Here is a 15,068-nt window from a genome sequence, read left to right as displayed (position 1 = left end):
ATATAAACTATTTTTAAATAAATTATAGTAGATATTTTACTCGATCAAGAAATTTTTATAAAGATTTTAAATACGCATCCCAGCCTGCATTTTTATATTCAATGGCAGCTAGCTCTGGATTTTCTGATTGGTAGATACCTCTTCCAACAATGATGAAATCTGTATGTAACTTAGAAAATACATGTTCTGGCGTATTGTACTGCTGGCCTTTTCCGTCTCCAGAATCAGCCAAATTAACTCCTGGTGTGAATAATAAAATTTCTTCTGGAATTGTATTTTGAGAAACCGCACCAATCACATTTGGATGAGAAAGTGCAACTTTCAGAGCTTCTTCTCTGTAGTTATTGCTTGTAAGTGTACCTTTAGAAGACATCCCAACAATCGCTACTACGCCTACATTTTTAAAACAATTAAGAGAATCATAACCACCAATAACTTGAGAGGTAACAAAATCTGCCCAATCTGTAATTTTGAAAACTCCACTGGTAAATTGTAGTTCTTGTGTGTTTCCGATGTCAGCAAACTTACGGTCTTCCATCAATAAGAACTGATGTTTTGCAGCCAATGCTTTTAGAGGAACTATTGTTTTAGTATATTCAAAATCGGATATGATATCGATGTGAGTTTTTAGGGCAATAATATGGGGACCCACTTTTTCAGCCAAAGCCAATAGTTCTTCCGTTGTAGTAACATCAGCCGAAGCAATAAGGTTGGATTTTTTTGAGATAGCTGTTTCCAATAATTTTATGGAAACTGAATGATTTAGTAATTCTAGCTTTGTTTCGTAAGTTGATTTTACTTTTTCTTCAAACTGAACGTGGTTTCCTTGTAGGAAATCCTGAATTCTATTAACTTCATCGTCTGATAAATCTCCAGTTTCTTGTAGAATGTCACAAACCTCAGAGATATTAAATAGAGTATGTACGTTGAAACCTTTACTTTCTAGCAATTGCTTTCCACCTTGCTCTCTATCAAGCACCACTACGATATCAGATACTTTTAGATCCTCTTGTTCTACTTCAGCAATGGTTTCTACCAAAGATTTTCCAGATGTGATAACGTCTTCTACCAATAGACAATTTTGTCCTTTTTGGTAAATTCCTTCAATCATTTTTTTGGTTCCATACTCTTTAGCTTCTTTTCTTTTTATAATTAATGGAATGTAGCTTTCCAAAGACATAGATGTTGCCATAGGAAGTGCAGCGTAAGGAACTCCACAAATCAAATCGAAATTATCTAAAGGAAGCATTTCCAGCAGGTAATTAGCCAAATTTTTTAATATTTTAGGATCCGATGCTAGCGGTCTAAGGTCTACATAGAACGGACTCTCTATCCCACTTTTCAAGGTGAATCTTCCGAATTTAATGATACCTAGCTTGTAGCATTCTAAAAAGAATTCTTTTTTACTTTCCATTATTTTTTATTAGATAACGCAAATTTAACAATTTGAAATTATGCTTGAAAGTTTAAACACAAAAAAAGCCATTCCTAAATTTATAAGAATGGCTCATTACTTTTATTTCGCTATTTATTTTACAATTTTAGCATCTATTATTTTTGGAGGTTCATCGCTGTATTTCACTTCTGCTTCCCATAGTAGAAATTTGTCAACTTCTTTTATAAGTTTTGGAATAGTAATAGATAAAACAGCAAAGTCATCTAAAACACCCAGTATAGGAAGTGCAAAATCTGGTAACAAATCAATAGGAGAAATTACATAAATGAGTCCCAATAATGGTAAAATTATATCAATAGAATTGGTAATATAAGATCCAGATTTCCACATTTTTACCATCCTGAATATATCTGGAATTTTTTTTACAAATCCTTTATGACTTATTGCTTGCTTGGCAAGACTTAGTTTTGAATATTTCATTTTTGCGTTGGGTCATAAAAAATAATTTTATAACACATTGAAATTCACAAATTGTGTACCAATAAATATTAAATTAAGTTAAAAAAAATTATTTAACAATTGTATTTATAAATTGAAGTGATGACTCAGAATTCCAATCTTTGTATGCATCTTCTTTTAGCAAAATTCTACCTTCTTTATCTAAAAGAAATGTCGTAGGAAATGCTTTTGGTAGAATTTTTTCAGAAATAGGACTTTGTGCAATATACACTGGTACATTGTAGTTATTTTCTTTTAAAAAATTTCTCACCTTTTCCTCTTCATCTTTCATGGCGATCAGTACGAAGTCTATCTTATCTTTCTTACTATCATACAGGTTTTGGATAGATGGCCATTCTTTGATGCAAGGAGGACACCAAGTTCCCCAAAAATTGAGAAAAACTATTTTGTCTTTGAAGTTTTTCAAATTGGTACTAGGCACATTAATGCCTTTCAGGTCTACATCATAATCTTCTGGTGCAATATGGACAGCATTTTCTATAGTAGCAACGGGTAAAAATTGTTCTTTCAAAGTGTCCTTTAATCCCGGAATCAGAAATACAGCAGCTACAATCGCTAAAACTACAACGTATATTATATTCCTTTTCATAGCAGTTCTACAATTTCTTGGATAGTATCTTTTCCTCTATTTCTTGAATAATAAACTTGAAGATCATTATAGAATTGATCTTTGGTATAATGCTCAGGATCTGCTTTATATTTTAATAATAGTTCATGGCCATGTTTAGGTCTTGGGCCCCAAGCATTAATAACTTCAAAATTTTCATTTAAAATTAAAACCTTCGGAATAGATTGAGTTCCGTTCGTTAGATACTGATCTATTAAGGAAGAGTCACTGTCTCTTAAAAATATTTTCACCTCATTTTGACCTTTGAAAAACTCTACAATCGCAGGAACAGAAGCACTTGCGTCACCGCACCAAGCTTCAGATATAATCAGAATCTTACCCTTGAAATTTTTGGAGACCAAGTTTTTTATTTGCTCTTCATCTGCTTCAAATTTCTTTAGCGTTCTATCCATTCTATGAATTCCAAGTTCATAATAAGGTTTGAACTCTACGTCCTTTTCTGTTTGTGGGTTATTTAATCTTTGATGGGCAATCTGTAGATAATCATCAAAATCGATTGCATGGTCCCAGTATTTTTTCATGTTAAATTTTTATATTATTTAAATTATTATTTTTAGGCAATTATTATTTTCAATTTACAATTGAGCAATATTTCTCGTTTTATCAATTAAAAATAAATCTGCAAGGACAAAGGCTGCAAGGCTTTCTACTATAGGTACAGCTCTAGGAACCACACAAGGATCATGCCTGCCTTTTCCTTCTACATTAACAGGATTCCCTTCCTTATCTATAGAATTTTGAGGTCTTATAATGGTTGCTACAGGTTTAAAAGCTACCCTGAAATAAATGTCCATACCGTTAGAAATTCCACCTTGAATACCACCCGAAAGGTTGGTCTTGGTAGAAAAATCTGTATTAAATTCGTCATTATGTTCGCTACCCGTCATTTTTGCTCCGCAAAATCCACTGCCATATTCAAAACCTTTACAGGCATTGATGTTGAGCATTGCCTTAGCTAATTCTGCTTGTAGTTTAGAAAATACGGGTTCGCCAATACCTGTAGGAACATTTTTTATCACGCAGGTAATTGTTCCTCCAATCGTATTTCCTTGTTTTTTTATTTCCTTAATTTTAGCAATCATCCTATCTGCGGTTTCGGCATCTGGACAACGTACAATATTGCTTTCTATTTTGGAAAAATCTAAAACCTGATATGGTTTTTCACAGAAGATTTCACCCACAGAAGATACATAAGCATGGAACTCTATATTTGGCAAAAGTTGTTTGGCAAGAGCGCCTGCAACCACCCAATTGATGGTTTCTCTAGCCGAAGATTTTCCGCCTCCGCGATAATCTCTAATACCAAATTTTTTATCATAAGTGAAATCTGCATGACTAGGACGATAAGACTGTGCTATGTGATCGTAATCTTTGAATTTTTGGTTTTCATTTTCAATGATGAAACCAATAGGAGTACCCGTAGTCTTTCCATCAAAAATCCCTGATAAAAATTTTACAATATCAGATTCTTTTCTTTGCGTAACAATAGCAGACTGACCGGGTTTTCTACGGTCTAACTCTAATTGTATTTTTTCTAAATCGATATACAAACCTGCAGGGAAATTATTGATAATTCCTCCGTAGGCCAAACCATGGCTTTCGCCGAATGTGGTGAGACTGAGTAGATTTCCTAAGGTATTGAGCATATTACAAAATTACCTTTTTTTATCCAAATAATAAACACTTTGCGAGTTTACTCTTTATAAGATTCTTTTATTTTGGTTATGATTTTTTCTACTTCTAGAACTTCCTGTTTATTCATTTTTTTCCAAACGAAACCTTTACGGATATCTTTTTCATCAATAAGTTGGGGGAAAATTCCTGCTGCTTGATAATCTAAAATAAAACTATCTGAAATGGCTGGAGTAGGCGTATCAAAATTAAATGAATAGTGATCTGAAACATGAAATGTGAGATTACCTACACGATAAGTTTTGTATTTATTATAAGTATAGCTTGTAGGTTTATACATTTGTTTAAAAGTAAATTTCCCCATGAATGCAGACATCCTGTAGCTAGAAACATATTGACCTACAAGCATTGGCAAGGTGATGTAACTAATGACTACAAAAGAAAAAACAGTAAAGAAATACAGAGATCTTTTCCTCGTAAAAAAAGGATACATCATCACGAAAAATGCCACAAAAAATACATCAATGAAAAATCGGTATTGCGCCGAGAACGAGAGTACTAAAAGACTTTTTATAATGATGGAAATATATATAAAGGTGATGATTTTATTCTTTTTAATTAATGTAAAAATCATGAAAGCCAATAATGTGATCACGAATAAAATATTGATAACCGATTTAATACCACTCAAGAAAAGCCAATTTTTAATATAATCGAGCCCAGAAAATTGCATTATTTCCTCGTGAGAGTATTGCATATCGTATGTTTTCATGATGGCAAATTGCGAAGAAGATTTCATCAATTCTGAATTCGGTTTCCAGCTAACGCCAAGATCTAGTATAGAAACAGGAAATATTGGATATCCAAAGGTCCAGATATTTTTAATAATAAATAAAAGCAAAAGACAAATACCGAAAACTAGACCTTTCAATTTCATTTTAATAATGAAAATAAAGTATAAGAAACTTAGTATCGGTAACCAAATCATTGTTGGCTTTATAATGAAAACGAATACCGAATATGCAAATAAAGAACTTGCATTTTTATTGCCTTTTAAAATCTCGTTTAGCAAAATTAAAGAAAATATGATGACTGGTAAATCTGGACTTGGAGATTGAGAAAATAAGAATAGAATGGGGAGCAAACAAAATTGTATCCAATTTTTCTTTTCAACGATATATAATAAATAAATGAGTAGTAATAAAACATTAATCCTAAGAAATGGATCTGAGAAATTCGAAAATCCAGCTTGAAAAATATGCCAAACAGTCATCTGTCCAAGTACAATATCCAAATTGGAAATTCCTTTTACCAAACCATACTCCGTGAGCCATTGTATGCTGGGAACATAATATCCAAAGTGATCTAAAATATAGGGTGGGAATGACCCACAATAGAGAATTGCAAAGGTGATCAGAGTTATGATGATAAGGTCCTTCCGTGTAAATTTGGTGAAAAGTGAATACATCTTATATTTTACAAAGAAAAAAATACCCAATAGGAGAGTAGGTATTTCAACATAAAAATTGAGCGGAACAAAAAATGCTAAGATAGTCCAGACGATACTTACACTGAATATGCCCATTAATGCTAAATTAGCTATACCATCAAAAATTGATTTTTTGATCATTACGGAAAACAATTTGCCCAATCCAAGTAAACAAGGAAGAAGTAATAGTAAGGTAAGTAGAATTGAAATCATAAAAAAAGATTGCCTAAAAATAAGCAATCTTTCCTTGAAATATATAAAATTTGTTACTTGTCTTATTGTACTCTGCCGTCTTTTCTGTCGCCAGATCTACCAATTGTATACCCTGTAGCACCACCTACAACACCACCGATTACAGCACCAAGCCCTCTATTTTTCTTACTGATAACAGCTCCAGCTGCTGCACCACCAACAGTACCGATTATTGTACCTTTTGCTGCTTTACTCATACCTTTTTTCTTGGCAGTAGTAGTTCCGGTAGTTGAAGAGCCATTGTCCGTACTAGCGTAACTACCATTATTATTATTGGCATTAGAAGAACTATTCTTATAAATTGTTTTAGTTTCTTTTATAACTTGCGGTGCAGATGCTGCAGTCGCTAATTTTTTAGATTTTTCAACCTCTGCGATGCTATCAGTTCTCTTCTGTGTCTCATATGCGAATCTTTCCTTTTCTATAGCCAATTTTTGTTTTTCAATATCTAATTGTCTCGCTTGAAACTCCAATTTTTGCTGTTCTATAGACTTTTCTGCAACCTGATTATCTTTTTTACAAGCCGTCAGCGTAATTACTGCCACAAAACCCGCTATTATTAAATTTTTCATAACTCACATTTTTAAGATTAATATCAACTTCTCAGTTTGTGTTAAGTAGGGTTTCAATTATGAAGCCAATTGTAAGTTAAAGAAATGTTAAAATTTTTCAATTGAAATATCTTTATTTGGGTAATTTTCTATAAAATCTCCAGTTATATTAAAATTTTATTAAAAATTGAAGGAACAAAATCTGATAAATTTTGAATTTTTATTAGAGTTCAAAACGATTTTTTCTATTATTTATATAAATCTTATAAGGTAATGATGGAATATTAGGCATAATTGTTGTAGATTTTTATTTAACCAAATAAAAATAATAATATGGCAAATGCGCAATCTCCCACAGAAAATTTAAATGGTAATACCGCTATTGAGAAAATAAAATCTCTTGCAGAAGCAGCTGGCACTTGTTTTTTTAGTACTCATATTAAGGTTGATACCAAAAGTAGACCTATGGCGCTACAAAGTGTAGACGAAAATGGAGATCTATGGTTTCTAAGCGATGTAACGAGTGATAAGAATAAAGAGATAGGTTCTGATCCTGAAGTACAACTCTATTTTATGAATAATTCTAAGTATGAATATGTTTTTGTAAAAGGAAAAGCTTCTATTACACAAGATAAAACTTTGATTGAAAAGTATTGGAGTAATTTTGCTAATGCCTGGTTTGATGGAAAAGATGATCCTAAAGTAAGTTTGATAAAGGTGACACCTACCGATGGATACTATTATGAAACTAAGGAAAATAAAATTGTTGCCATGTCTAAAATGATCTTTGCAGCTGTAACTGGAAGTTCTATTGAAGACGGTGGTGTAGAAGGCAAATTAAGTCTATAAAAAATCAGAAACTACTAACCCTTCAAAAATTATGAATGATGAATAATAGGGAAACTGTGAAAACAGCGATTGTTACTGGTGCTTCTAGTGGCGTAGGTTTGGCAACTGCAGAAGCATTTGCAACTGCTGGCTATAATTTGGTAATTGCTGCACGTGGAGCAGAAGGATTAGAGAAAGCTGCCGATAGATGTATCGCATTGGGAGCCGAAGTGTTAGCAGTCCCCACAGATATGGCTAAGGCAGAAGATGTAGAAATGCTAGTCAATAAGGCAATTGTGAAATTTGGGGAAATAGATGTTTGGATTAATAATGCAGGGGTAATGGCAAGTGGAAAGTTCGAAGAAATTCCAATGGTTATTTGTGAGCAAGTTATAAAAACCAATTTGATGGGATATATGCATGGTGCTTACTATGTTTTACCTATTTTTAAAAATCAAAAAAAAGGCATTCTCATTAATAATGTTTCTATAGCAGGTTATATGCCAGCACCTTATAGTGCTATATATACTGCTACAAAGCATGGAATAAGAGGTATGATGAATGGGATACAAGGGGAAGTTTCAAACTTTCCTAATATTCATATCTGTAACATATATCCACAAGTTCAACAATCTACAGGAAATTCTCATTCTGCAAAATATTCAGGATTGGCTTTTAAAGTTCCACCTTTTGCTGCGGATCCGAAAGATACAGCAGCTTTAATATTGAAATTAGCCAAATCTCCTAAAAAAGATAATTTCCCGGATAAAACCTCCTTTCTATTAAACTCTGTATATACATTATTTCCAAAATTTATTACAAATGCCACATCAACGAGCATGCGCGTAATGATGAAGTTAAAAGATGGAGAACCTACAGATGGAAATGTCCTAAAGCCATCGCAAGATCCACTTCAAATCTACGGTGAGACAAGTATGCCAGTACCATCAAAATCTACAAAAAATATCATTTCTGCAGCTTTGATAGTAGGCGTTGGATTACTTGTGTTAAAAACTTTTGGGAAATCTAAAAGTAGTATATAATTATTAATTGCTAGTAATAGGCAACTACAAATTTATTGTTTAATATTAAATTTAAATGCTATGGTTATCCAGTTGAATCCTACAATATTAGTAGACACCCCACTAGGGAAAGGACACACAATTTTCATCATAGATTATGGTATGCACCAAAATTCTTGCTGGGTAGTTGCTTTAGAAAAAAATGGAATTGTAAAACATTTCGATTCTAATGATGTAATTGTTTGTACCAATTTTACTTATCATATTAACGAAGAAAGGAATTGTTTTCCTCACGAAAAAGATGATGTAACTCTCAGTAAAAATAATAGTATATTATAAATTATGATTATTAACCTAAGAGTAAAATCAAAAACCCCTAAATTAAAGTTAATATAGGGGTTTAATGATGAGGTACCTAGCGGATTCGAACCGCTGTAGATGGTGTTGCAGACCACTGCCTAGCCACTCGGCCAAAGTACCGTTTTTATGTGGTGCAAATATAAGAAAATTTCTATAATATACAAATGTTTTTACAAAAATTATTTCTTTCCTATAGACTCCAAATCTGTTTCCATAGCCTATTGAGCACTATGTATCTCAAAATCAATTACCATTGAGGTAGGGTTTCTAGTTTAAAAAATCTTTTAATGTTAAATTTAAATTTGCACTGATATCAATTACCGCTGTAATACCAGAAGCATTTAATAATATTTGACTTGGCTTAAGTTTTATAACTTTACCAGACATTTTCAAACCTTTGTAATATTCTTTATTGAAAGCATCTTCTGCGCTTTTTTTAGATAAAACTTCCAGATCGCTAATAGGTATTCCGTACTCAGTTTCTATGGTTTTTACGATTTTCGATTTGAATAATACAGAAGCTGTTTTCTGAAGAATATTCATTGTCTTTAGTTTAAATTTGGTATCAGATAAAACAATTTTCTTTTGAATTTCATCATAAACAGGAATTCCAGAAATAAAAACTTTTCCCCTTACATAACCATCCAAATCTGCTTCTATCATTATTTTTTCACTTTCATCATATACTTTGATGTCCGTTATTTTTACTTTAGAATTGTTGAGATCAAACTCTTTATTAAGAAAACTTTTTCTGGCAATTGCCGTAGCCTCAGTAAACGGAATGTTTGCAGTGGTTTGAAGCAAAAATTCGTTGGCAAGTGATTGTACAAAGTTGAAATTCATCACAGATTTAGTAATAGGCGACGAATTCGGTTTAGATCCAGTAATGGTTTCTGAAAACAAATCTATTCCGATATTGGTGTTGATTTGGTTTCCGTATATTTTTAGTGGAGTTACATTTACAGAAATTGGGGTTACTTTCAACCACGTAGCATATTCTTCGGAGATGGAAAAGGGTTGACTAAAACTATTCCAAGCCAAAACTGCATATTGCTGAAAATTGAGCTGTGTAGCTATTTGGCCATCAATATTCTTACTAAATTTATACTGTTGATCTTTTAGGCTATTTTCTAATAATGCCGTAATGGGAATTTTTATTTTTCCAAAATCCAGAACAGGCTTTTTTACCCATTTGAAACCCATAGGTTGTGTAAAAGTACTTACTGTCCAATTATTATTTAAGGTAATTCCAGACTTAAAATACATTATGGTTTCAAAAGTTGTTTCTTGATAACTGTAGATTCCTAAGGTTCCAATTCCTTTCTGAGCCCAAATTTTCAGAGGAACTTCGGTGAAGATATTTCCGTTAGAATCACCTACCAAACGGATGGGTTTGGTTTTCCAAACTTTTACTTTAAACTGATCATTGTCATTATCTGTAAATGAATCATCTTGAAAAATCAAATCCTTCACAGATTCATTAATGATATTGCTAATCTCCGAAATAGGGATAGTAATAGGCAAAGTGATGTTCGATTTTATCTTCGGATATACAGCTTCAGTACTATTATTTTGAGCTTTTATTGATAAAAATAGAAGTAGGAGTATGATGGCTATTTTTTGTTTCATCAGGATAATATATTGTATTTGGAAAAATAGGCAATGTTTAAATTTTGTGAAGCAATTTAGGATATTTTAGTAAAAATCAATACAAAATAAAATTATCACTATTTATAGGTATATTTAAATTATTAGGCTTAATATGGCTTAATTATTGCAGATTTTAGCAAAAAGTACAAGAATGAAATGTATATTCGCAATCTTTTCATTGCTCGGATTTGTATTCAATTATGCTCAGGTAGGGATTAATACTACAACACCTGCAGCAACGTTGGATGTAAATGGAGCTGTTAGAATTACCAACTTACCTATTGGAAATCCAGCTACTAATAGACCTTTAGGATATGGAAATGATAATATCCTTAGAGAAATCCCCTTAGAATTTAGGAAAGAGAATGTAAGTTTTTCTGTGGCTGTTCCAGAAGCTCATAGTTATGCTTTATTAAAAAATTCAAACTCTTTAGCACCATTTCCTGCTTCTTTTATTGGAAGTGCAGGGACTTTTAAATATGCTATTTACGATTCTAGTACCAATCAATATATAGATAAAAACTACTTTGTAAAATATGAAGTTACAGAGTTTATTGTTGGTAATTTAAATTTACAAAATAGATCAGCGATTACTTATGGAGGTGTAAGTTATACCGATGCTGTCGCTTTTCCCCAAAACGAGCTTACCAATAATAATAAAAGTACTGTAATGACTGTAAAATACAAATTGTATTCTGATGCAGTATTTACCACTCCAGTAAAAATACCTTTCACTCCGCTATATCGATTTTTAGCAGCTAAATTAGATTATAAAAATTACGTAGTTGATGATGTTAATTTACCAACCGTTTTGCAGTCGACATTAAAATCTATAGATGAAAACTCTGGCGAATTTGTGCTTAATATTACGCGTACAGATCATATGATTTTAGGATGGAAGTATCCAGCTGTTGTTGATGTAATGCTTATAAAAAACTTGTAGATTATGATGAAAAAATTATTTGCAACCACAGGAATTTTATTAGTTAATTTCCTATTTGCTCAAAATATAGGTATTAATACAACTACACCTGTTAGAGATTTACATGTGGTAGGTTCTGCAATTGTACAAGAACTCACTCCTTCTACAGCTACAGATTATTTAAGACCATTACAAATTAACAGTTCGGGAGACTTACAAGCAGAAATTTTAAATAGTGCAGTATTAGAAAAGTTAGTTTTTAAATTTAAAATTCCTGCATTGCAATTTAAGAATCAAACTACCGGTGTAGTTACTCCCAAAACCATAACATCCACAGATCGTCTTACCGTAGTAGACGCTGGAAGTTTTGTATATAAAGGAGTAACCTACTATCTTAGTACAAGGACAAATGCTACAAATAATACTGTAGGAAGTGTATATGCTCCAGGTATTTTTGATTTAACTAACACTGTTTATCAGAATAAAGATCTCAAGCAATACAATGCAACTTTATCAGTAAATATTTTGGTATTTTCTGATGCAGCTCGTACTACACCAGCATTGTTACCTTTTAAACCTTCATTCTCTATGTTTTCAGCAGAAACTACAAATTCAAATAAGGTACTTACTGTAAGTAATGCGACAGATTGGGCTACTACAGCAGTGGCTGGAGTACAGCCAAACCCGAATAATTTTAACATAAAAGTTTCAAGAATAGATCATCATTTTAATTATTGGGAAGAAAATGATTTTTATGTGAATGCTTTATTTATAAAACAATAATTATGATAAAAAAAATATTTTATATAACTGCGATATCCACTTTTTCTTTAGTAAATGCCCAAAAATATGTTGGCATCAATACATATACTCCTCAGAGAGAATTGCATGTCAACGGAAATATGCGAGTAGCAACTCTACCTGTACCAGCTTCATATGCAACAACAATTTCCTATGTAGGGTATGAACCTTCTAATAAAGAATTGGTAAAATATTCAGATTATAATAAGAAAAAGTATTTTGTAAGTACAATGTATTTTAGAGAAACCTCTCAAAATATAATAAATTTTTTAACAGGCTATACAACTGCAACAGATCCAGCAACCAAAGACAATATAACGGTTTATTTTGGGGAAATATCAAGTTCTTCTAACTCACCCTATTATGGATCAAGTTCTACTCCTTACAATAATATCAATTATACAGGATTGTTTTCTTATCATAAAAATTCTGCAAATGCCTATTATGCAAGAGCAGGTAATGTTTCAATAGATAATGATGCCAATAGTGATTACATTATTTCTTATAATGAAGCTAATGATACTCATCAGGTAAAAAGTAATTTTATCTATAGAGTTAAACTTGCTACTGCACTAGATTTTGTTCCCAAAAGTATCTATATATCACCTCAACTTTCCGGAAATTACTCTGATAATATAGCAGCTTCCATTGTTTCGTATAATTCTACCACCAACGAGCTGCTATTAAGTTTATCTAGAGTGGATTTAAGGCTCAATGCATGGGCGGCAAATCACGGTTATAATGTTATACTTATGGAGTAATATTTTTAAAAATGCTTCTCCAACTCAATACTTGCTCCTTTCATTTCACCTTTCATGGGAGGAGCCGTTTTTGTAAGTTTCAACTTTGCAAAAGTAATTGTTGGAAATGTTGATTGTATTTTATTAATAATTCTTCCTGCAACATGTTCTAGCAATTGAGATGGTATACTCATTTCATCATGCAAAATAGCATTAATGTCGGCATAACTTATCGTATCATTCAGGTCATCAGATTCAGCCGCTTTCCACAAGTCGGTATGTACTTCCAAATTTAGAAAATAATACGTTCCAATTTTATTTTCTTCTGGTAAAACACCGTGATAGGCATATATATTTACATCTTCTAAAAAGATTTTGCTCATAATTTTAAATTTAAAGTGTACAAATTAAAGAATTTTTTAGGAGCTTTTTCCCGCTTTCCGCTGTATCTTTTTTGGGTAGCTTCGGCTCCGCTCAGCTACCCAAAAAAGGATGCCGCTGCAATCGGGGCTAGAGTAGAGGCTCTTAAAAGTAATATTCTCTTTATTCTAGAAAAAAAGCGAGTTTAGAAAACTCGCTTTAGATTATTTTATAGATTTAGATAAATCTAGCATCGCCTCAATCGGCTTTAGTGCTTTCAATCTCAATTCTTCATCAATGATGATTTCTGGAAGTTCGTATTTCATACACAAATACAATTTTTCCATTGTATTGCGTTTCATGTAGAAACATTCAGAACAATTGCAACTTTCGTCAAAAACCAAAGCAGGAATTAACTCTTTTTGAGGAGCTCTCTTTTTCATCTCGTGAAGAATACCTTCTTCTGTAGCAATGATAAATTTCTGACAATCATCTTTTTCTACATAGTCTAGAAGAGCAGAAGTAGATCCAATAAAATGAGCCAACTTCAATACTGCTTCTTCACTTTCTGGATGTGCAATTAGTTTTGCATCTTGGTTTTCTGCCATTTGTTGTGCAATTCTTTCCATAGAGAAAGCCTCGTGTACAATACAGCTTCCGTCCCAAAGAATCATATCGCGACCCGTTTTTTGAGCCAAATATCTTCCTAAGTTTTTATCTGGAGCAAAAATAATGGGTCTGTCTGTAGGCAATGCTTCAATGATGGTTTCAGCATTAGAACTCGTTACAATAATATCGCTTTCAGCTTTTGTTTCAGCATTACAGTTGATGTAAGTTGCCACAAGAGCATTAGGATGTTCTGCACGCATTTTTCTTAATCCTTCTCCGCTACATCCGTCTGCTAGAGAGCATCCAGCGCTAGTATCAGGTAAAACTACTTTTTTAGTTGGATTAAGAATTTTTGCAGCCTCAGCCATAAAGTGTACCCCACAGAAAACAATCATGTCTGCGTTGGTATCTTTGGCTTGTCTAGCCAACTGTAAAGAATCTCCCAAGAAATCTGCGATATCTTGTATCTCTCCTGGTTGGTAATAATGCGCCAAAATAATAGCATTTTTTTCTTCTTTAAGTTGAAGAATAGCTTTCACCAAATCTTCACCTTGAGGAATCATAAAATCCTTTATATCCAAAAACCCTTTTACAGGAAGGTTAGCTTTTGCTTTGTCAAATGTTTCAGTACTCATTTTCAATGGTAGTGTTTCAGTGATTATAGATTTTTTTAAAATAAGAGAATCAACTATCCCTTATCTGCTATAAAATTTTTTATTAAACTTTCTATTTCTTCTTTTGCAACATCCAAATCAGAATTCACTACAATTTTGTCGAATTCTCCTGCATAGCTCAGTTCTTCTTCAGCCTTTTCTACACGGGTTTTTATGGTTTCTGCATCGTCGGTATTTCTTGTAATCAATCTTCGTTCCAATTCTTCTATAGAAGGCGGTTCTATAAAGATAGATAAAGCTTGGTTTTTAAAATACTTTTTCAAAGAAATTCCACCTTTTACATCTACATCAAAAATAACCACCTTACCTTGCTGCCAAATTTTTTCTACTTCAGCTTTCAAAGTTCCGTAATACTTGTCGGTATACACTTCTTCGAATTCTACAAAAGCATCTTCAGCTATTTTTTGTCTAAAATCTTCAGGCGAAATAAAATGATAATCTACCATATGTACTTCCGTGCCTCTTGGCTGTCTTGTCGTACAGGATATAGAAAATTCTAGCTCCGGAATTACTTCTAGAGAATGCTTTACTAAGGTTGTTTTTCCACTTCCTGATGGGGCAGAAAATATAATAACTTTATTCATATACTTGTTCGGTTATGTTTTTTATTTGACAATTTTAGACAAGCCAAAAGA

General features: G+C 32.5%; 17 protein-coding genes and 1 tRNA gene. 6 read left to right on the top strand and 12 right to left on the bottom strand.

The window, feature by feature from the left end; translation table 11 throughout:
* Window positions 1-55: 55 nt before the first annotated feature.
* From pyrF to ACKI42_RS00285, 7 genes are all read right to left on the bottom strand, one after another.
* Complete coding sequence (gene pyrF / locus ACKI42_RS00315) at window positions 56-1,414, bottom strand: orotidine-5'-phosphate decarboxylase (RefSeq protein WP_407401259.1); 1,359 nt, start codon at window positions 1,412-1,414, stop codon at window positions 56-58.
* Between the two features lie 114 nt (window positions 1,415-1,528).
* Window positions 1,529-1,876: a YkvA family protein gene (locus tag ACKI42_RS00310; protein WP_407401257.1), complete on the bottom strand. Its 348-nt coding sequence runs from the start codon at window positions 1,874-1,876 to the stop codon at window positions 1,529-1,531.
* A gap of 88 nt (window positions 1,877-1,964) precedes the next feature.
* Window positions 1,965-2,504 (bottom strand): TlpA family protein disulfide reductase, encoded by a 540-nt coding sequence (locus ACKI42_RS00305; RefSeq protein WP_407401255.1) that lies wholly within the window; start codon window positions 2,502-2,504, stop codon window positions 1,965-1,967.
* The gene (locus ACKI42_RS00300; RefSeq protein ID WP_407401253.1) at window positions 2,501-3,064 is read right to left on the bottom strand and encodes a thioredoxin family protein; all 564 of its coding nucleotides are present in this window, start codon (window positions 3,062-3,064) and stop codon (window positions 2,501-2,503) included. Before ACKI42_RS00300 ends, ACKI42_RS00305 begins: the two co-directional genes overlap by 4 nt.
* A gap of 54 nt (window positions 3,065-3,118) precedes the next feature.
* Window positions 3,119-4,189 (bottom strand): chorismate synthase, encoded by a 1,071-nt coding sequence (gene aroC, locus ACKI42_RS00295; RefSeq protein ID WP_407401251.1) that lies wholly within the window; start codon window positions 4,187-4,189, stop codon window positions 3,119-3,121.
* Window positions 4,190-4,236: 47 nt separating this feature from the next.
* Entirely contained in the window at window positions 4,237-5,877 is a 1,641-nt protein-coding gene (locus ACKI42_RS00290; protein WP_407401249.1) for an LIC_10190 family membrane protein, read from the bottom strand.
* Window positions 5,878-5,939: 62 nt separating this feature from the next.
* Window positions 5,940-6,488 (bottom strand): YMGG-like glycine zipper-containing protein, encoded by a 549-nt coding sequence (locus ACKI42_RS00285; RefSeq protein ID WP_407401247.1) that lies wholly within the window; start codon window positions 6,486-6,488, stop codon window positions 5,940-5,942.
* Window positions 6,489-6,800: 312 nt separating this feature from the next.
* Between ACKI42_RS00285 and ACKI42_RS00280 the strand changes: the two genes are divergently transcribed.
* From ACKI42_RS00280 to ACKI42_RS00270, 3 genes are read left to right on the top strand one after another with little or no spacing between them, the layout of a single operon-like run.
* Window positions 6,801-7,316 carry a pyridoxamine 5'-phosphate oxidase family protein gene (locus ACKI42_RS00280; protein ID WP_407401245.1) on the top strand — a complete coding sequence of 172 codons (516 nt, stop codon included), beginning with the start codon at window positions 6,801-6,803 and terminating at the stop codon, window positions 7,314-7,316.
* A 35-nt stretch (window positions 7,317-7,351) separates the two neighbouring features.
* On the top strand, window positions 7,352-8,338 hold the full coding sequence (locus ACKI42_RS00275) for an SDR family NAD(P)-dependent oxidoreductase (protein WP_407401243.1): 987 nt from the start codon (window positions 7,352-7,354) through the stop codon (window positions 8,336-8,338).
* A gap of 60 nt (window positions 8,339-8,398) precedes the next feature.
* A complete protein-coding gene (locus tag ACKI42_RS00270; RefSeq protein ID WP_407401241.1) occupies window positions 8,399-8,656 on the top strand; it encodes a hypothetical protein in 258 nt (85 codons plus the stop codon).
* 70 nt (window positions 8,657-8,726) lie between these two features.
* Here the strand turns inward: ACKI42_RS00270 and ACKI42_RS00265 are convergent.
* Window positions 8,727-8,797 (bottom strand) — tRNA-Cys (locus ACKI42_RS00265).
* Window positions 8,798-8,944: 147 nt separating this feature from the next.
* Window positions 8,945-10,306 (bottom strand): DUF4403 family protein, encoded by a 1,362-nt coding sequence (locus tag ACKI42_RS00260; protein WP_407401239.1) that lies wholly within the window; start codon window positions 10,304-10,306, stop codon window positions 8,945-8,947.
* 172 nt (window positions 10,307-10,478) lie between these two features.
* On the opposite strand from ACKI42_RS00260, the gene ACKI42_RS00255 reads away from it, so the two are divergent.
* Genes ACKI42_RS00255 through ACKI42_RS00245 form a run of 3 tightly spaced genes read left to right on the top strand, consistent with a single transcriptional unit; the run spans window position 10,479 to window position 12,811 of the window.
* Window positions 10,479-11,270, top strand: coding sequence for a hypothetical protein (locus ACKI42_RS00255; RefSeq protein WP_407401237.1), 792 nt, complete (start codon window positions 10,479-10,481; stop codon window positions 11,268-11,270).
* A 3-nt stretch (window positions 11,271-11,273) separates the two neighbouring features.
* Window positions 11,274-12,032 (top strand): hypothetical protein, encoded by a 759-nt coding sequence (locus ACKI42_RS00250; RefSeq protein WP_407401235.1) that lies wholly within the window; start codon window positions 11,274-11,276, stop codon window positions 12,030-12,032.
* A 2-nt stretch (window positions 12,033-12,034) separates the two neighbouring features.
* The gene (locus ACKI42_RS00245) at window positions 12,035-12,811 is read left to right on the top strand and encodes a hypothetical protein (protein ID WP_407401233.1); all 777 of its coding nucleotides are present in this window, start codon (window positions 12,035-12,037) and stop codon (window positions 12,809-12,811) included.
* 5 nt (window positions 12,812-12,816) lie between these two features.
* Here the strand turns inward: ACKI42_RS00245 and folB are convergent, their stop codons facing one another.
* The 3 genes from folB to gmk all read right to left on the bottom strand — a co-directional run bounded on the left by folB (window position 12,817) and on the right by gmk (window position 15,017).
* The gene (gene folB / locus ACKI42_RS00240) at window positions 12,817-13,176 is read right to left on the bottom strand and encodes a dihydroneopterin aldolase (protein ID WP_407401291.1); all 360 of its coding nucleotides are present in this window, start codon (window positions 13,174-13,176) and stop codon (window positions 12,817-12,819) included.
* A gap of 198 nt (window positions 13,177-13,374) precedes the next feature.
* Window positions 13,375-14,394: a quinolinate synthase NadA gene (gene nadA / locus ACKI42_RS00235; protein ID WP_407401231.1), complete on the bottom strand. Its 1,020-nt coding sequence runs from the start codon at window positions 14,392-14,394 to the stop codon at window positions 13,375-13,377.
* A gap of 53 nt (window positions 14,395-14,447) precedes the next feature.
* Window positions 14,448-15,017 carry a guanylate kinase gene (gmk, locus tag ACKI42_RS00230; protein ID WP_407401229.1) on the bottom strand — a complete coding sequence of 190 codons (570 nt, stop codon included), beginning with the start codon at window positions 15,015-15,017 and terminating at the stop codon, window positions 14,448-14,450.
* Between the last annotated feature and the right edge of the window lie 51 nt (window positions 15,018-15,068).

It is taken from the genome of Chryseobacterium sp., assembly GCF_045629545.1.
GTDB lineage: Bacteria > Bacteroidota > Bacteroidia > Flavobacteriales > Weeksellaceae > Chryseobacterium.
The sequence above is the reverse complement of the archived record's forward strand: the minus strand, read 5'-3'. Positions and strand labels throughout refer to the sequence as shown.